We start from the raw sequence: 19,611 nt of genomic DNA, 5'->3' as shown, positions 1-19,611 counted from the left end.
AATTAATCTTTGATTCTTCGAAGATAATTGTCCAAATGAAATAATAGGTAAGGTAAGAAAAATAAAAATAAAATTTTATTCATTATTCATAATATTAATAAAACCTTGCTCCCCAAGGGTTTTGTAAATCGAAACCTAAACTAAATAACATTCCATTTTTTCGACCATCAACTTGATAATCTGACAAGCCAATATCATAGGAGATTCCAGCTTTTAAAGAACCAACTTTAAACTTTAGAATTGGCGAAATAAATAACGGATTGCTATTTTTGGAATCCATACCTTGCTTATATCCTATTCCAATGTCCACACCTTGATTATTGTCTCCAAAACCAATATGCGACATTAAATTGATATCCAAATGACGCTCAGAATTTGAATTTAAATTATATACCAAAGAAGGCTCTAAAGCAATCCCTTCTGCAACATTCCATTTATATCCAACATTGAAATAATACCATGTTGGCAAAGGTTCTATATTATTAACATAATATATATTTTGACTTAATGGAATATCCAAAACAGAAACTCCTCCAAAAAAACCTGCATATTTGAAAGACAATCCTAAATTCGCAAAATAAGTAGAATATTTATCTTCTTGTAAAGCAGGGTCATTTGGATCTTCTGCAATAATTTTAGAATAATCAAAACGCTGAGAAACGTTAGAAGCTCCAACTCCAAAAGAAAAGACATTTATTTCGTCTCCATCATAACTTCTATCATCAATCGGAATATGATATGCCGCGTTAATCCCGAAACCAGTCATTTTAACAGCACCATTTCTATCATTAAAAAATTGCATTCCTAAAGCCAAACGATCTACAATAATTCCATGAGCACTTACTGTTTGTGTACTTGGACTTTCAGGCAAATCGTCCCACTGATTGCGATGTGTTCCTGTTATAGAAATCACATTAGGATCTTGTCCAGCATAAGATGGATTAATTAACATTCTATCACTTACTAAGTAATGATTGTAAAATGGTAATCCTTGCTGTGCCTCTACTTTTGTAATTGAAAATAAAGCGAATATAATTAGTGATAATTTCTTCATAAATGTGTTTAATCAATTATTTGATTTTACGTTTAAGTAAAATGCTTCCAGAATATAAAACTTGCATATCATCTGATTGTTTTGAAAACTCTAACATATACCAATAAGTTCCATCCGCAACAGGTTTCCCATTAAGCGTTCCGTCCCATTTTATAATACCTATTCCTTCTTGTGATAAAATTTGTTTTCCAAAGCGGTCAAAAATAATCAATTTATACGAATTTGATGTATCACTGACTTTCCCATCTTTTGTCATTGGTTGCCAAACATCATTAAAACCATCACTATTTGGCGTTACAACATTAGGTAACGAAAGATAAATTACATTTTTACGTTCCGAAACTCCACAATTTTTTAATCTTACTTTTACTGTAAAATCATTATCTCTGATATTATCTGGAATCATTAATTCGTTATTCGTTTGCCATTCTACAATTACTTTTCCTGTAGAATCAAACAATGCATATTCTAATTTCCCATTTCCTTTAGCTGAAACAATAATGCTCTTTTCATTAATAGTAATTTTATTAATTATTGGAATTTCTGAGTTTAACAATTTCAAAGTAAATTCTTTAGGACAACCTGAATCTTTATTACTAATTGTTATCGTATAATCTCCTACTCCTAATTCATATTTATAAATTGAAATTTGAGTTTTATCAAATCCATTTACTACAAAAGTATACTCATTCACATCTAATCCTTTCTCTTTTGCTAATTCCTCAAAATCTAAAATATATTTTGTATCTGAACAGATTTCAGATGAAGATGGAATATTAAAATCTGGTAAAGTATTTTTTTGATAAAAGAATTTTATCGAGACAATACCACAAAAATTAGGATCTTCAAAATCAATTGTAACTTCAGTATTATTAGAATTAAATTGATCAAAAATTTGATCTTTTGTTTTAGAACTTGTTAAAGAATAATTCGTTTTAATATAATCTAAAATAGTTTGAATTTGATTCTTTGCATTTTCATCAGCGCCTTCACAATAAATAATAGAATGGTCTTTTGTATACGTTTCTAAAGCATCAGTATCAACAACTAAATCTTGTTTTTTATTGATAATAATATCTTTTTCTACAAAACACAAATTGTCTAACTTATTTTTGAAAAGAACTTTTACACTTGCTTTTCCACTTGCATCAAAAGTTAATGGCGTTGAATTATTATGTAAAATTTCATAATGATAATCAACAATAGAATTTGCACCAAACAAATCACTTAAAACTTGTGTATCAATTGTAATTTTATCATCACAATCTGCCATTAATTCTTGTGTAATATCTATTACATTTGGTTTATTAATCGTTTTAATTATTATTTTCGAAGAAGTCCAACATTCACCAGCTTTTCTTAAATCATATGCTATTTCTAATTCAGAATTTTCATTAAGTGAATAACCTGCTAAATCAAAATTTCTAAACTCTAAATCTTGATGATAAACATTATCTTCTAAATACTTCTCGATTTCAGAAACTTCAAATCTTGTAACCGAAGCTGCTTCCATACATTTTTTTTCAAAAACTGGAATTGTTGTAGGTAGAGCAATATCCGACTCGTCTAAAGCAAAATTTAATTCAACTTCCGTATCACAAATTGTATTTCCATTATCAACAGCCAACGCTTTTACGATGATTTTTCCATTTTTAGCTGTTTTTATATAGTTGAATAAATTAGATTCAACAATTTCAGTAATTCCATCTGCTTGATAAAATCTTAAATGAAACGAATTTCCTTTTTGAATGATATTAATTGCATTATCTACATCTGTTTGAGTAAAATCTGATAAACAAATTCCATTAATCGAAGCATCTATAATATCCGCAGGTTGAGTTTTAGTAACTACGAAATTAACTTCATTGCTTTCACAACCCGCAATTTTAGATTTCACTTTTACTTTATAATCTAAAGTTGTAGTAATTGGAGTTGCTTGTCCATTAAAAATCGGTAAACCGCCTAAGGTTACAATTAAATCATATTGGGCTTTATCAATTCCTAATTTCGATAATTCTGAATAAATATAATCAAAGCTAATTTTATAAGTTAAATCACATGTAACATCGTCTTTAATTTGTCTTATTACTGGTGTTCCTTGTTGTATTTTTATTATTTTTTCATGAGAATCTATTGGACAACTCCCTGTATATGAAACTATAATTTTTAAATCTTTATTTTCTCCAGTAGTTAAATTGATTTGAGAGCCTTCTGAAAATACAGCTCCATTCACCGTTTTTATTATGTATTTTGAAGTATCTGTTCCTGTTGGAAATAATAATCCTAAAAGTGTATTTTCATTTAATGTATAATTCAATGAGCATTCAAAAATTTGATTAATTGTTGAATTAAAATTAAATTGATGTTCTGGAATAAAAACAATCGGAATTGTATAAATAAATTTTAAATTTCCAGCAGCATCTCTTACTTGTGCATAAATTCTAGTATCTGAACTTATACTAGTCCCAATCGGAATCTCTGTACTAAATGTATCATCTGTATATAATTTTATATCATTATAACCAGAATCATTTTGTATAGCATTATAAATTTGACTTGCTGTGTAGGATTGACCAAAACATAAATTATTAAAAGTTGTAACTGTTCTATCTTCTGCCACATTTACTTTCATATCAAACAGTTCCGTAGTACTTCCTCCATAAACTGCTATTATGACTATTTCTCCTTTCTTTAATAGTTCTGATCCTTCAAATGCTTTTGCATAACCATTGGCTCCCGAAGTTGAATATGTTTCACAAGAATTAGCATCTCCTTCATTCATTCCTTTTATATTAAACATTCCTTCTACCGACCTAATTGCTTTTATAGTTGTACTATTACCTACAAAAACATCTTCTGCAACTTTTCCTTTTGGTAACTTCCATGTTAAAAATTTAAAATCTGGTACTTTCGCTTTTAAATCAAATGCAAATACCATATCAAAGTTAGCTTCAAAAGAAAAATATTTATACGTTTGAGTAGGATTAAAACCACATCCATCTGTTACTACTGGTGTAAAATTTATGGTACTTGGATAGAAATCTAATGTCTGATTCTCAAAAGTAAAACCTCCTCTTAATGGATTAATAAAAGGTCTTTGTCCACAAACAATTCCACTAATCATCAACAATAAAAAGTAAAAAATCTTTTTCATAGTTCTTTTGTCATCTATTTTAGAATAACGCAATTTACTTTAGAATATTCTATCTATCATAATGTTTCTAATTTTCGTGAGATAAACTATCTTTGCAACCTGAAAATTTGATTAAGATGTCTTTAGAACAAGAAATAAATAAAAGAAAAACCTTTGGTATTATCGCCCATCCCGATGCTGGTAAAACAACTTTAACAGAGAAGTTATTACTTTTTGGAGGTGCAATTCAGGAGGCTGGAGCTGTAAAAAGTAACAAAATTAAAAAAGGAGCGACATCCGATTTCATGGAAATTGAACGTCAACGTGGGATTTCTGTTGCAACTTCGGTTTTGGCTTTCGAATACAAAGGAAAAAAAATTAATATCTTAGATACGCCTGGTCACAAGGATTTCGCAGAAGACACTTTCCGTACTTTAACTGCCGTAGATTCAGCGATTGTTGTAATCGACGTTGCTAAAGGGGTTGAGGAACAAACAATCAAATTGGTAGAAGTTTGTCGTATGCGCAAAATCCCGATGTTGGTTTTCATTAACAAAATGGACCGCGAAGGAAAGGACGCCTTTGATTTGATGGATGAAGTTGAACAAAAATTAGATTTACAGGTTACGCCACTTTCTTGGCCAATTGGTATTGGAGCAACTTTTAAAGGTATTTATAATATTTGGGAGAAAAACATCAATATTTTTTCTGGAGATAATAAACAAAAAATTTCTGAAACGACGAAAGTTGAAGATTTATCAAGCTCAGATTTAGACACATTAATTGGAACAACTTACGCAGAAAATCTTCGTAATGAGATTGATTTAATTGACGGAGTTTATCCAGAATTTGATATGCAAGAATATATGGACGGAAATTTACAACCTGTATTTTTTGGTTCTGCTCTTAATAATTTTGGTGTTCGCGAATTGTTAGACGCATTCGTTGATATCGCTCCAACTCCTCAATCTAAAGAAACAGATTTAAGAATTGTTGAACCTTATGAAAATAAATTTTCTGGTTTCGTATTCAAAATTCACGCGAATATGGATCCAAAACACCGTGACCGTTTAGCGTTTATCAAAATCGTTTCTGGAAAATTTGAACGAAATACCAACTATTTCCATGTTCGTCAAGGTAAAAACATGAAATTCGCTGCGCCAAATGCTTTCTTTGCTGATAAAAAAGAAGTGGTTGACGAATCATTTGCGGGTGATATCGTTGGTTTACATGACACAGGAAACTTTAGAATTGGTGATACATTGACAGAAGGTGAAAAATTTTCTTTCAAAGGAATTCCAGCTTTCTCGCCAGAACATTTCCGTTACATCAACAATGCTGATCCAATGAAAGCAAAACAATTGGAGAAAGGAATTGATCAATTAATGGACGAAGGTGTTGCGCAGTTATTTACATTAGAAATGAACAATCGTAAAGTTATCGGAACGGTTGGTGCATTACAATACGAAGTAATTCAATACCGTTTAGAGCACGAATATGGTGCAAAAGCAACCTACGAACCTTTTTCTGTTCACAAAGCGTGTTGGGTAGAAGTTGAAGATGAAAAATCTGAAGAATTCTTAGAATTCAAACGTGTTAAACAACGTTATTTAGCAAGAGATAAATTCAATCAATTGGTATTTTTAGCGGATTCTGCTTTTACAATTCAAATGACGCAAGATAAATTTCCGTCAGTAAAATTACATTTTGTTAGTGAGTTTTAAATTTTGGTTAGATAATTGAATTAAGGACTGGAATATTTTTTGAAAAAATCTAAATGAAAAAGACCATATTAAGTTTAACATTGATTTCAGCGTTCGCAGTAAATACGAAAGCACAAGATTTGAAATCAATTTTTGGAACATTAAAAAAAGAAGTCGAAAAAGTAAACACTCAATCGACAACACAAAATAATTCAACAGTAAAAGTTGATTCAATAAAAGTTGTAAATGGTTCAAAAGAATCTAAAACAATTTCTGCTGAATCCTTAACAAAATTAAACGGATTATCTAACGCAACTGTTGCCTCTGGATTGAAAGAAGCTTTGTCATTAGGTTTGACAGACGGGATAAAATCATTGGGTCAAAAAAATGGTTTTTACAATAATTCAGTTGCAAAAATCTTGATGCCAGAAGAATTGCAAAATGTAGAAAAAACTTTGCGTTCTTTGGGAATGGGAAGTTTGGCAGATAAAGGAATTAAATTATTGAATTCGGCTGCTGAAGATGCTGTTTCTGAAGCTGCTCCTATTTTCGTAAACGCTGTGACATCAATGACGATTACAGATGCAAAAGATATTTTAGTAGGCGGAAATAATTCGGCTACCAATTATTTAAAACTAAAAACAACTTCTGATTTAACAAAGGCTTTCCAACCAAAAGTGGAAGCTTCTTTAGGGAAAGTTGGTGCGGATAAAGTTTGGAATAATTTGATTACAAAATACAATACGTTAACTGGAAACCAAATTGATCCAAATCTGAATGCATATGTAACACAACAAACTATAAATGGTGTGTTTAACATGGTTGCAGAAAAAGAAGAAGGAATTCGTGGAAATAAAGCGTTGCGTACAACATCATTGTTACAGCAGGTTTTTGGAGCACAAGATAATAAGAAGTAAGATACTTATATTTTATAAAAAAAGACTCGCTACGATTTGCAGCGAGTCTTTTTGATTAACTCTTCTTCATCAACAACTTCTGAAATTCTTTTCCAATAAAAGGATTAATAATATGTTGAAAAGAAGTGTTTCTTCATTTAGTGTTATTTGACTTATTAAATATATTATTTCATAATTATTTATACCAACTACTATACATCAAATAATTGTTAGCGATTCTTTCAATTTCTCCTTCTTTCAATTCTTTTGGAACATCTTTAATTTTTTTAGCAGGAATTCCAGCCCACAATTCACCTTCTTTTACATGTGTTCCTTTGGTTAAAATCGCACCAGCGGCAATCAAAGAATTAGATTCAATAATGCAGTCATCCATCACAATTGCGCCCATTCCAACCAATACATTATTGTGTATTGTACAACCATGTACAATTGCATTATGCCCTATCGAAACATTATTTCCAATTGTTGTTGGCGATTTTTGGTAAGTTGCATGTATTGTTGCATTATCTTGAATATTTACTTTGTTTCCCATTTTGATATAATGTACATCTCCTCGCACAACCGCAGAAAACCAAATTGAGCAATCATTTCCCATTTCTACTTCTCCTACAACTACTGCATTATCCGCTAAAAAGCAGTTTTCACCGAACTTTGGTGTGTGCCCATTTAATTCTTTAATTATTGCCATAACAAAATCTATAATTCTAATGATAAAGATACATTTTTATAGCGTATTTTTGTAAAACTATGAGAGTATACGAAGAAATTACACCAAATAATAATGTGATGAAGTTCGTTTGTGACGAGACTTTAACACAAGGTGGCGTTGAATTCGATAAAGAATCTACAGCTACCGAATCTCCTTTAGCGCAAGTTTTATTGACAGTACCATTTATTCAAAAAATATTTATCACAGCAAATTTTGTTGCGATAGAAAAAATAGATGCTGTTGATTGGGCCGATGTTACAGAAGATTTGAAAGAAATTATCAATGAACATTTAGAAGAAAATGCAATTTTAGCGCCAATGAAAAAGGCTCCTATTTCTATTTATGCAGAAATGACACCTAATCCTGCTGCGATGAAATTCGTTTCAAATTCTATGTTAGCGCCAGAAATTATCGAGATAAAATCGAGAGAAAAAGCTGCTGGAGTTCCATTAGCTGTTGCTATTTTCAAAGAATATCCTTTTGTTGAGGAAGTTTTTATTGTTGATAATTATGTTTCTTTGACAAAAAATGAAACAGAAGATTGGTCACTTTGGGCGATGGATGTTCGTTCTTTTATTACCAATTATTTACAAGCTGGCGGTCCTGTTTTTGATGAATTTTATGAATTCACGACAGAAGCTCCAGAACATGTTGTTGTAAAATCTGCAGAAGAATTTTCTTCTGTTGAGCAACAAATCAAAGCTATTTTAGACGAATATGTTCAACCAGCGGTTGCTAATGATGGAGGAAACATCGAATTAATTGAATTTGATGAAGAAACTCGTACAGCAAAAATGTTATTACAAGGAGCTTGTTCTGGTTGTCCTTCTTCTACAGCGACGCTTAAAAATGGTATCGAAGGAATTTTAAAACAAATGATGCCTAATGTTGTAGATAACGTAGAAGCTGTAAATGGATAAAATCAAAAAAAATTTTATCTAAATAATAATAAAAGCCTTCTAATAAATTAGAAGGCTTTTTCTATTCAACAATTGATCTGAAAAAACCTTTACCTCTGAAATAAATAGTATCATTCTCTTTAGAAATTTGCCTAATTAAAAATTGAGATTTACCATATAAGCTATCTCCTTTTTGATACGATTCTTTATTCAAAGTCAATTCTTGTTTTATAATTGTATTGTATTTTTTTTTCTTTTTATCCTCTTTCACTAAATAAAAATATGGTTCTATAAAGAAATCATTCTTTACAACCTTTATATCAAAACCATCTTCTGTTTCAATATTTTTATATCCAATATTTATTACTATTTCATTTGCATTAATCAATTTTGTTCTACAACTAAAAATAGAATCTTCATAAGTTTTAGAAAAATCAAGTGAATTATTAGTTTGTAATATTACAATTGTTGATCTTTTTGATTTATCATTTGGTTTCAAATCAACATTTATAATTTCAATCATTTTATCCATTTTTTTAAAAATGGCCGTTTCATTAAGATGTGAATCTATTTTATATTTCTTAAAAGTTGAATAATCTTTTATTTGTTTCGTATCTTCTTTTGCTTTGTCAGTACATGACAAAACGAACAATAGAATACAAATTTTTATAATTATTTTCAAAATCAACTATTTTTTTACAATCAATATAATACAGCTATAAAAATAACGATTAACTTTTATCACATTTTAATTATTATAAAAAATATTTACTCATCAAAAAAGTCGATAGAACGACGATAATTGTATAAAAACAATCTTCGGCGAGCTTCTAAATCATTCACTCTAATAGATGAAATATCATCAATTTGAAAATACAAAGAACCTTCATCTGTTCCTTCTGAACCAATACATTTCAATTCAAAATCATCTTCTGTTAAATTTCTAATAAATCCAGCAAAACGACTATTATTATTAAATTGAATTCTGGATACATATTCACTTTGATTATTTATTTCTCCTAAAATTTGGTTCATCCAATTCTCTTCAGTTGTAACATTAAATGTCACTAAATTCTCTTCATCTAAATCTGTATGATGTTCTTTTAAATAATTTAAACATTTACAATAATCATCTACATCGATTCGGCTAATTTTAAAATAAGGTTCAATTAAGATTCCATCTTTTTTACCATACTTTGAAATATGTTGCATAGTAAAAAATTCATCATTAAAATCTAGAATATATCCAGCCCAAAAATTATCTCCTTCTGGATCATTGTAAATAGCAATAATAGATTGATTTTCTTTAGATTTTTGTAAAATTTTATAGAAATTAGAGTTCATACTATTTCGAGTTAAAAATTGAAAATACGAATCTTTTACACATAAAAAAAGGTTCTTGAAATTTCAAAAACCTTTTCCTTTGTGTTAATTTTCTTTTCTAAGAATCGAAGCTTCATAACTTAATGTCTGCCAGTCTCCTTTCTTCAAATTATCTAATTTTATTTTTTTATAAATATTTTCTTCACCTGCTATTGTCATTGTAAATTGTGTACGATCTAAAATGTTTTTCTCAGATAAAGAATAATTAATATCAAATTTCTTTTTCGTTACTTTTTCAACTAAAGGTTTTAAATAAGCAATCGTAGCTTCAGGATTTTTGAATTGTTCGTTTTGAGGAAACTGAACTTCAAAATAACCTTCATATGTAAAATCAGGTTCAGTAATAATTAAATTATAAGGGTCTGCATACAATGCTTGACGTTGTTTTTGATATTCTTTTTCGTTTTTATATTGACGTTTTTCTTCTTTATAAATCAATGGATATTTTTCTGCAAGAACAACTAATTTATCAGCATCAAAAGAGTACGGAGTTCCATCATGAAATGTATTATAAAGAGCTGGATTAATTAACCATTGATCTACAATTTTTTTATCTTTCACCATATAAACCATCAATCCATTTTCTTCTGCCTGAAAATTAGAAGACTGATATCCATACTCTAAAATAGGTTTTGCAGACTGAATAGCTGAAGCGGTTTCTAACATAAAATTGAACTTCTCATAAGTTTTTGTGACATCATTTAAAGGAGCCATTCCGTATACTTTAGTTGATGCATCTACATTCTTATCATTAATCATAGATGTTACTTGAGCTGTTGCAAAGTTTGAAAGAAAAACAGCTGTTGTAAGTAAAAATTGCTTTATCATGTATTATATTCTTTTAATTTTAAATATTCTCAAATTTATTGATAAATTTCGATAATTATCTTACCCGATTGTGTAATACTTCCTCGATACATTCCTGCTGTATTAAAAGGAAAACTTGCTTGACCATTTTTATCTAAAATAATCATTCCTCCATCTCCTCCTAATTCACCAATTTTTTTGATAACCTCATCTCCTGCTTCTTTCGAAGAAAGTTTTTTGTAATTCATCAAAGCCGCGACATCGTAAGCAGCAACAGCTCTTATAAAATATTCGCCCCAACCTGTAGTCGAAATACCAACTTCGTTGTTTGCATAAGTTCCTGCACCAATAATAGGTGAATCTCCTATTCGTCCAAAACGCTTATTGGTCATTCCACCAGTAGAGGTTCCTGCAGAAATATGTCCTTTTTTATCTAAAGCAACAGCTCCAACAGTTCCAAATTTTTCATCAACAAAATTAAATGGAATATAAGCTTGCGTTTTAGCATCGTGATCTAATTCCATTTTTTCTTTATCCTTTTCTAATACTTTTTGTAAAGAATTCCAACGTTCTTCTGTTTTAAAATAACTTGGATCAACTATTTCTAAACCTTGATTTTGAGCAAATTCTTCAGCTCCCTTTCCAACCATCATTACATGAGCAGAATTTTGTAAAACTGCTTTGGCTGCTAAAATAGGATTTTTAATCGTTGTTACACCAGCTACTGCACCAGCTTGCATTGAATGTCCAATCATTAGAGAAGCATCCAACTCATTTTTTCCTTCATGTGTAAAAACAGCGCCTTTTCCTGCATTAAATAATGGTGAGTTTTCCATTACTTTTATGGCTTCTATAACTGCATTTTCACTTTCACCGCCTTGTTGGATAACCTCATAACCTTTTGTCAAAGCTTCTATCAAAGCTTCTCGGTAAGCCTTTTCTTTTTCTAAAGTCATATTTTTTTTCAGAATTGTTCCAGCTCCGCCATGAATTACTAAAACAACTTTATCTTGTTTCATTTGAGCGTAAGTAGTAATTGTCAAAACTGATAAAATAAAACCTATTATTTTTTTCATGTGTAAAATTTTATTCAATATTTAAAAATAGAAAAGTTTATAGAATTTAACTATTTTTAAAAAAATTTAATGAGGGATAATCTTTAGCATTGAATTTGATAAAAAATAGAATATTAACAACTGCTATAAAACAAGTAAAGACATCTATGAATCCAAATAAACATTATCTTTCTAATAATGTATTATTGCAATTAGCTTTTATTGCAATTATTCTTTTAGTTTTTGGATTAATCACCAAAAATTTATTAGCTTTTTTTCCAGGCTTTCTTGGAGCATTATGCTTGTACGTTCTACTTTTAAATCCACTTCAATGGATGGTGAAAGTAAAAAAATGGAATAAAACAGGAAGTGTTATTTTATTAATGTTTGCTAGTGCAATTCTTATTATTGGTCCTTTATATTTATTAATTCAAATGCTTACAAATAAAGTATTAGTATTATTAAATGATACTGCTCAAATAAAAACTGATGTAAATAAAATTATTCAAATGCTACAAACTAAGTTTCATATTGATGTTTTTAGTGCAACAAATATTGAAAAAATAACACAAGTTGGAGGAAAATTATTAGAAAAAACATTGAATGCTTCCATGGACATGACAGTTCAACTTGGAGTTGCTTTTCTTATTTTATATTTCATGTTAATGAATCATCACAAACTAGAAAATTGGTTTTATAGAACAATTCCACTTAAAACAAGTAACCTAAAGAAGATGAATACAGATCTTAAAGACTTAGTTATTTCAAATGCTGTAGGAATGCCATTGACAGCATTTATACAAGCTATTATTGCTTATATTGGGTATCTTATTTTTGGTGTAGATGATGCCTTTACGTGGTTTATATTAACAATATTTGCGGCAATGTTACCTGTAGTTGGAGCTGCACTAATCTACGTTCCATTAGCTCTATTTTTGTTAGCTAGTGGTGATACTGGGCAGGCTGTTGGTTTATTAATTTATTGTTTTGTAATCGTTGGATTATCAGATAATTTAATCCGTTTAGTTTTACAGAAAAAAATGGCAGATGTTCATCCATTAATTACTATTTTTGGGGTAATCGTTGGAATAAATTTATTTGGATTTATCGGAATTATTTTTGGACCAATCTTATTTTCTGTATTCTTTTGGTTAGTTAAATTATATAAATATGAATTTATTGACCCAAACCCAGAAGATTAATTTAATATAAAACCTGTTAAAAAATGAGCTTAGAAAACTTTAAATTCTTCAAAAATTTAGAACCTCGCTGGAGTGATTTTGATCCAATTGGACATGTAAATAATGTTTATTATTTTGAGTATTTTCAAATTGGTCGAGCATATTATATGATGACTTCTAGCAAAAAATGGCAATGGACAAGACATATGTTTGTTATTGCTCATATGGAAGCAAATTACCAAAAGGAATTACGCCCAAATGCAATCAACCCTCGAATTGGAGTAAGAGTAACAAAGTTAGGAAACAAGAGTTTCGACTTCGAATATATCGTTACCAGCAAAAGTGAGAATGGAGAAGACCTTATTCATTGTATGGGAAAAAGTACACAAGTAATGTATGATATGGAAGAAAAAAAATCGATAGAATTACCTGATTGGGTGAAAAACGATTTTAAGAATTACGAAGGTAATCTTTAATAGGTACTAAAAAAACTCAGCAGTAGTTAAGTCTTTTCGTTAGATAATGAGTAGATTTAACTACTGTTTCTTTTTTAATTATTTGCGTTATGAAAAATTTATTTTTAATGCGTCATGCAAAAAGTAAGTGGGATGAAAATCTATCAGATGAATTTCGTTCTATTACAGAAAATGGTAAGTTTAAAACTGAAAAAGTTGCACATTTTCTTAAAGATAATTTTGAATTGAAATTTGACAAAGTATTTTCAAGCAAAGCTATTCGCGCAAAGGAAACCTCTCAGCTTGTAAAACCGATTCTTTTTCATTTTCAAGAAATTCATATTGAAGAAGAATTATACACTTTTTCTCATTATTTACTAGATAAATGGATTAGAAATTTAGATAATCAATTACAAAATGTTCTTATTTTTGGACATAATCCAGCTTTTACTGACGTAACTAATCAACTAGGAAATAAAATGATTTATAATCTTTCAACCTCAGCATTTGTTTGGATTCAGTTTGAATCTGATGACTGGAAAACAATTGAAACAGGTAAAACAATCAAAATTATTAAACCTAAAGAAATTAAATGAAAAAATATATAAATCGTGAAATTAGTTGGCTTTCTTTCAATGCGCGTGTACTACAAGAAGCTTCTGATGAAACTGTACCATTGCTAGAAAGAATTAGATTTTTAGGAATTTATTCTAACAATTTAGACGAATTTTATTCTGTTCGATATTCTACTATTTTACGTTCTATTCAATTTAAAGATGTAGAAATTGTTTATCAAAATATAGTACCAGATCAAACTGACGAAGAATTAATTGATGAAATCAACGAAATTGTTCGTCAACAGCGTGTTCAATATGACGATTTACACAATCAATTATTTAAAGAATTAGAAAACTATAATATTTATGTTGTTGATGACACTTCTATTCCTGAAAATTATTTAGAATTTATTTCCGAATATTTTTACAATGAATTTATCCATACAGTTGGAGTTTTTATTTTAGATGATATAAAAAAAGCTCCACCTTTAAGAGATGGATCGTTTTATTTAGCTGTAAAAATGCAGTTAAAAGACAAAGTACAATATGCACTTTTGATTGTTCCAACACATTTGTTTCCTCGTTTTATCGTTCTTCCGAAATTCGACGAAAACACATACGTCATGTATTTAGAGGATATTATTCGTTATCATTTGAAAGATATTTTCAAAATGTTTGATTTCGAAACAATCGAAGCACATTCTATAAAAATCACTCGAGATAGCGAACTTGATTTTGATAATGACTTAGAACATAGTTTATTAGAAAAAGTCATCAATAGTTTAGAAAATCGTAAAAAAGGTGTCCCTGTTCGATTGGTTTATGATGCTGAAATTGCGCCAGATACATTGAAATTTTTCTTAAAAAAATTACGATTAGACGAATATGATAGTATCAATCCTGGAGGTAAATATCACAACAAGCGTGATTTGATGAGTTTTCCAAGTTTTGATATGCCCAATTTAATATATGATAAAATAAAACCTATCATTTTAAATAAACCATTCAAATACAATAGTTATTTTCAAGCTTTTTCAGAAAACGAAGAAATGATGATGGCTCCTTATCACGATTATTCGTTGTTATTAAAGTTTTTACGAGAAGCTGCAATTGATCCTAAAGTGACTAAGATTAAAATAACAATTTATCGTGTTGCTAAAGATTCTCAAGTAATGCATTCGCTAATTAATGCAGCAATGAATGGTAAAGAAGTTACAGCTATTTTAGAACTTCGCGCGCGTTTTGATGAATCAAATAATGCAATGTGGTCAAAAAAGCTGCAAGAAGCTGGAGTTAACGTTATCTTTGGCGTTCCTGGCTTAAAAGTTCATTCAAAAATTGGTTATATAGAACGTAAACCTGAAAATGGATTAGCGCAAAAATATGTGTTTATTAGTACAGGAAATTTTCATGCTGGAACTGCAAAAATATATACAGATTATACATATTTCACAACAAATCCTGGAATAACAAAAGATGTAGAACAAATTTTTAAATTCTTTGGAGCAAATTATTTAAACTTAACGTACAATCATTTATTAGTTTCTCCTTATGGTACGCGCAAAAAAATTGTAAAGATGATTAAACGAGAAATAAAAAATCATCAAGCTGGTTTGCCTGCAGAAATTAATATGAAGTTAAATAGCTTAAGCGATAAACAAATAATTGATCTATTATATAAAGCTTCTCAAAAAGGAGTAAAAGTACGCTTAGTTGTACGTGGAATTAATTGTTTAATTCCTGAAGTTAAAAATCTGTCTGAAAACATTCAATGTGTAAGTGTAATTGATAAATTTTTAGAACATCCTCGTGTTTATTGGTTTAAAAATGCTGGAGATGACAAAGTTTATATTTCTTCTGCAGATATGATGGAACGTAATTTGGATAATCGTGTTGAAGTTGCTTGTCCTATTTATGATCACAAATTCAAAAAAATTGTGATGGATACGTTTAATCTAAGCTTTGAAGATAATGTAAAAGGTCGACAAATTACAGCTAACTCATCATTAGAATATAAAAGAAATAATAAAAAGCCTAACCGCTCTCAATTCACTACGTATGAATATTTAAAAAAATTAAACGAACAAGAAAATGAAGATTAGAAAATTAGGAGCAATAGATATTGGGTCTAACGCAATGCGATTGTTGATTAATTATGTTTATGAAGAAGAAGGTCGAGCACCAATTTTCAATAAAACAAGTATTGTCCGCATGCCAATTCGTTTAGGACATGATGTTTTTATTGATGAAGAAATTTGCGAAAGTAATATTAATCGCATTTGTGACGCAATGTTATCTTACGCGCTAATGATGAAAGTTTATGATGTCGAAATATATAAGGCTTATGCTACATCTGCAATGCGTGAAGCTAAAAATGGAAAAGATGTTGTAAAAAAAGTAATGAAAAAATCAGGAATTAACATTGAAATAATTGATGGAAAAACTGAAGCGGAATTACTTTTCAATACAGAATTAGGCTCTTTTATAAAAGATGACAAGACTTATTTATATGTTGATGTTGGCGGCGGTAGCACTGAATTAACTTTATTAAAAGATAACAAAGTTTTTACTTCAAAATCCTTTGAAGTAGGTACAGTTCGCTTATTAGAAAATAAAGTGTCTCCCAATGCTTTTAACGAAATGAAACATTGGATTATTGAAAACATAGGTAATAACGATATCGAATTAATTGGTTCTGGAGGGAATATTAATCATGTTTACAAATATTCTGGTGTAAAATTAGGAATTCCTTTAAGTAGTATTTATGTAAAAAAACAATATCAAATTTTACAAACAATGACTACAGAGGAACGTATGCAAAACTTCAACATGAAACCTGATCGAGCTGATGTAGTTGTCTTTGCCTTAGAAATATATAATAATGTCTTAAAATGGTCACATGCAAAGAAAATACATGTTCCTAAAATAGGACTTTCAGATGGTATAATTCGAAAAATTTATAAAGATTTGAAATAAAAAAAGATCAGAGGTTCTCTGATCTTTTTTATAGATTAATTATCTAATCCAAATTACCAACTCTAGTAAACCAGCTTTATCTTAAATATTCAATTTTTTTTACTAAAAAGTAATAATTACTTTAGATTAATTATTAACACAATATTTTAAAATGAAGAAAAATTTAACGCTGATATTCTCTGCGTTTCTTTTATCGATGACTGCTCATGCGCAAACAGTGGAGCAAATTGTAGATAATTACGAAACAAGAGCAGTAGCAAGCAATGTAGAGTATAAGTTTGCTCAAACGATTGATGATAATCAAACACAACGAGTTTATACTCAAAGAACTTATCAAGGAATACCTATTTATAATAGCTACTCTACTTATATAATTAAAAACAATCAAGTTGTTTCAAAAGCTTCTTCTGATAACTTTAATATCTCTTTAAAAAGAGCCAATACAACTCCATCTCTTAGCTTTAATCAAGCACTTAATGTGATTTCTCAAAATGAAGGATTGAATATAATTTCTGATACAAAAATCACAAAAAAAGGAATTTATCTTTCAAATGATGATGTTCAAGAAATTGTATATTACATTAATGAAGATCAAGAACCTATTTTAAGTTATACATTTAGCTATCAATTGGTAAATGATAATCAAAATGATCTTATACATGTAGTTATAGATGCTAACACTGGAAAAATATTAGAAAAACATAACAATACGTTAAGTTGTGGTTTTAATCATGAATCATTTTATAATGAAAATTTAGCTACATTTAATAAAGAAGATTGGAACTGGTTGTATACAGATATTAACAATACAGCTGCTTCTCCTCAATACAATGTTTATCAATTACCTTTTGAAGCACCTAATCGTGGTGATAGATCTTTTGCAGATTTATCAGTTTCCAATACAAATGCTTCTCCTAATGGCTGGCATAACACTACAGAAGGCACGATAAAAAGTAGAACCGAAGGTAATAATGTAAGAGCTGTAAGAGATCATGATTCTAAAGGATATCAAACTTATAATTCTAGTTCAAATACCATTACAATCAAAGATTCAGATTATGCTGATGGAGGAAATTCTTTAAATTTTGATTTCCCTATGAATCTAGATAATCATCCTTATACAAATTGGGAAGCTGCTACTACAAATTTGTTCTATATGAACAATATGATGCATGACATTTTCTATAATTATGGTTTTACAGAAGCAAATGGAAATTTTCAAAAAGTCAATTTTGATAAAGGAGGTACAGGAAATGATGATGTTATTGCCCTAGCTCAAACAGGATTAGCTATTGGATCTATAAACAATGCTACTTTTGCTACTCCTGCAGATGGTAGATCTCCTCGTATGTCTATGTATTTATGGAGTAAAACTCCAGAATCACTTACAATAAATAACCCTTCTAATATTTCAGGAAAATACAAAACTTCAATTCCTACTTGGGGAGGAAGTTTAACATCTACTTCACTTACGAAAGATTTAGTTTTGATCTTAAAAAGTGAAACTACTGGCACACCATACGATGGATGTGGAACAATCACTAATACAACAGAAGTAAATGATAAAATTGCCGTAATTTACCGTGGAGATTGTTCTTTTGCAATAAAGGCTAAGAATGCTCAGAATGCAGGAGCAAAAGCTGCTATCATCGTAAACAATGCAGATGGAATGATAAATATGGGAGGAGATGATCCTACAATTACAATTCCTGTCATTGCCATCAGTAAAGCTGATGGAGATTCTATCGTTAAAGAATTAAAGAATAAGATAACTGTCAATGGATCTTTAACTAAAATGGAAGATGAATATATTGACGGAAGCTTGGATAATGGTATTATTGCTCATGAATATGGACATGGAATTTCAAATCGTTTAACAGGTCCTTTATATACATCAAGTTGTTTAAATAATGCTGAACAAATGGGAGAAGGCTGGTCAGATTTCTTTGGATTAATGATTACTCAACTTCCTGAAGATACAGGAAAAACACAAAGAGGTATCGGTACATTTGCTTCTGGAGAAACTTCTTCTGGCAAAGGTATTCGTCCTACAGTATACACTACAGATATGAAAATTAACCCTTCTGTATATAGTGATTTGAAGAAATATGCTTCTGATACATCTCCTCATAATGTAGGATATTTATGGGCAACTATGATTTGGGATTTAAATTGGAAATTGGTAGATAAATATGGTTTTTCTCCAGATTTATATAATGGAAAAGCAGGAAATAATTTAGCTTTACAATTAGTAATGACTGGATTAAAATTACAGCCTTGTTCTCCTGGATTTGTTGATGGTCGTGATGCTATCTTAAAAGCTGATGAACAATTAAATGATGGTGTAAATAAATGTGAAATTTGGCAAGCTTTCTCTGACAGAGGTTTAGGTTATAGTGCAAAACAAGGAAGTTCAAACAGTAGATCTGATGGAACTGAAGCATTTGATATGCCTCCTGCAAGTGTTTTAGAATGTAAATTAGCTACATCAGATATCAAAGAATCTACTTTCCAAATGTATCCAAATCCTGCTAAAGATATTGTTTATATTGTAGATAAATCAATCAAAAAAGATATCAAAGTAGATATTGTAGATATGACAGGAAGAGTTGTATCTACTAAAACTGTAAAATTTGATGGTCAAAAAGGGAGTATTTCAACTGACAATTTATCAAAGGGAATTTACATATTGAAGTTCGAAACTAGTAACGGAACTGTTACAAAAAAATTAATAAAAAACTAATTCTAGTTTTTCAAATAAAAAATACAAAACCGAGAAAGT

Annotated in this window: 16 protein-coding genes; 9 read left to right on the top strand and 7 right to left on the bottom strand. The window is 29.6% G+C overall.

Annotated elements, in window-relative coordinates; translation table 11 throughout:
* Nucleotides 1–94: 94 nt before the first annotated feature.
* Together E4J94_RS03510 and E4J94_RS03505 are read right to left on the bottom strand one after the other, a co-directional pair.
* Complete coding sequence (locus E4J94_RS03510) at nt 95–1,054, bottom strand: PorP/SprF family type IX secretion system membrane protein (RefSeq protein WP_135834483.1); 960 nt, start codon at nt 1,052–1,054, stop codon at nt 95–97.
* Between the two features lie 16 nt (nt 1,055–1,070).
* Entirely contained in the window at nt 1,071–4,208 is a 3,138-nt protein-coding gene (locus E4J94_RS03505) for a T9SS type B sorting domain-containing protein (RefSeq protein WP_135834482.1), read from the bottom strand.
* A 116-nt stretch (nt 4,209–4,324) separates the two neighbouring features.
* On the opposite strand from E4J94_RS03505, the gene E4J94_RS03500 reads away from it, so the two are divergent.
* Together E4J94_RS03500 and E4J94_RS03495 are read left to right on the top strand one after the other, a co-directional pair.
* Nucleotides 4,325–5,911, top strand: coding sequence for a peptide chain release factor 3 (locus E4J94_RS03500; RefSeq protein ID WP_135834481.1), 1,587 nt, complete (start codon nt 4,325–4,327; stop codon nt 5,909–5,911).
* A gap of 53 nt (nt 5,912–5,964) precedes the next feature.
* On the top strand, nt 5,965–6,807 hold the full coding sequence (locus E4J94_RS03495) for a DUF4197 domain-containing protein (protein WP_135834480.1): 843 nt from the start codon (nt 5,965–5,967) through the stop codon (nt 6,805–6,807).
* A 175-nt stretch (nt 6,808–6,982) separates the two neighbouring features.
* Here the strand turns inward: E4J94_RS03495 and E4J94_RS03490 are convergent, their stop codons facing one another.
* Nucleotides 6,983–7,495 carry a gamma carbonic anhydrase family protein gene (locus tag E4J94_RS03490; protein ID WP_135834479.1) on the bottom strand — a complete coding sequence of 171 codons (513 nt, stop codon included), beginning with the start codon at nt 7,493–7,495 and terminating at the stop codon, nt 6,983–6,985.
* Nucleotides 7,496–7,554: 59 nt separating this feature from the next.
* On the opposite strand from E4J94_RS03490, the gene E4J94_RS03485 reads away from it, so the two are divergent.
* Nucleotides 7,555–8,436 (top strand): NifU family protein, encoded by an 882-nt coding sequence (locus tag E4J94_RS03485; protein ID WP_135834478.1) that lies wholly within the window; start codon nt 7,555–7,557, stop codon nt 8,434–8,436.
* 61 nt (nt 8,437–8,497) lie between these two features.
* Here E4J94_RS03485 and E4J94_RS03480 read toward each other — a convergent pair whose 3' ends face one another.
* From E4J94_RS03480 to E4J94_RS03465, 4 genes are all read right to left on the bottom strand, one after another.
* Nucleotides 8,498–9,097, bottom strand: a complete 600-nt coding sequence (locus tag E4J94_RS03480; protein ID WP_135834477.1) for a hypothetical protein — start codon at nt 9,095–9,097, stop codon at nt 8,498–8,500.
* Nucleotides 9,098–9,183: 86 nt separating this feature from the next.
* A complete protein-coding gene (locus tag E4J94_RS03475; protein ID WP_135834476.1) occupies nt 9,184–9,759 on the bottom strand; it encodes a hypothetical protein in 576 nt (191 codons plus the stop codon).
* Between the two features lie 84 nt (nt 9,760–9,843).
* Entirely contained in the window at nt 9,844–10,626 is a 783-nt protein-coding gene (locus E4J94_RS03470; protein ID WP_135834475.1) for a hypothetical protein, read from the bottom strand.
* A gap of 35 nt (nt 10,627–10,661) precedes the next feature.
* Complete coding sequence (locus E4J94_RS03465) at nt 10,662–11,681, bottom strand: isoaspartyl peptidase/L-asparaginase family protein (protein ID WP_135834474.1); 1,020 nt, start codon at nt 11,679–11,681, stop codon at nt 10,662–10,664.
* 146 nt (nt 11,682–11,827) lie between these two features.
* Here E4J94_RS03465 and E4J94_RS03460 point away from each other — a divergent pair, with 146 nt between their 5' ends.
* The 6 genes from E4J94_RS03460 (at nt 11,828) to E4J94_RS03435 (ending at nt 19,572) form a co-directional block, all read left to right on the top strand.
* The gene (locus E4J94_RS03460; protein ID WP_135834473.1) at nt 11,828–12,862 is read left to right on the top strand and encodes an AI-2E family transporter; all 1,035 of its coding nucleotides are present in this window, start codon (nt 11,828–11,830) and stop codon (nt 12,860–12,862) included.
* A gap of 23 nt (nt 12,863–12,885) precedes the next feature.
* A complete protein-coding gene (locus tag E4J94_RS03455; protein WP_135834472.1) occupies nt 12,886–13,317 on the top strand; it encodes an acyl-CoA thioesterase in 432 nt (143 codons plus the stop codon).
* An 89-nt stretch (nt 13,318–13,406) separates the two neighbouring features.
* Nucleotides 13,407–13,892 (top strand): SixA phosphatase family protein, encoded by a 486-nt coding sequence (locus E4J94_RS03450; RefSeq protein WP_135834471.1) that lies wholly within the window; start codon nt 13,407–13,409, stop codon nt 13,890–13,892.
* Nucleotides 13,889–15,955: a polyphosphate kinase 1 gene (gene ppk1, locus E4J94_RS03445; RefSeq protein ID WP_135834470.1), complete on the top strand. Its 2,067-nt coding sequence runs from the start codon at nt 13,889–13,891 to the stop codon at nt 15,953–15,955. The genes E4J94_RS03450 and ppk1 overlap by 4 nt, the downstream gene beginning before the upstream one ends.
* On the top strand, nt 15,945–16,829 hold the full coding sequence (locus E4J94_RS03440) for a Ppx/GppA phosphatase family protein (RefSeq protein WP_135834469.1): 885 nt from the start codon (nt 15,945–15,947) through the stop codon (nt 16,827–16,829). Before ppk1 ends, E4J94_RS03440 begins: the two co-directional genes overlap by 11 nt.
* 151 nt (nt 16,830–16,980) lie before the next feature.
* On the top strand, nt 16,981–19,572 hold the full coding sequence (locus E4J94_RS03435; RefSeq protein ID WP_185145627.1) for a T9SS-dependent M36 family metallopeptidase: 2,592 nt from the start codon (nt 16,981–16,983) through the stop codon (nt 19,570–19,572).
* Nucleotides 19,573–19,611: the final 39 nt, after the last annotated feature.

Source organism: Empedobacter tilapiae (assembly GCF_004785645.1).
Classification (GTDB): domain Bacteria; phylum Bacteroidota; class Bacteroidia; order Flavobacteriales; family Weeksellaceae; genus Empedobacter; species Empedobacter tilapiae.
Note: the sequence above shows the minus strand (reverse complement) of the source record. Positions and strands in the feature narration are given on the sequence as shown.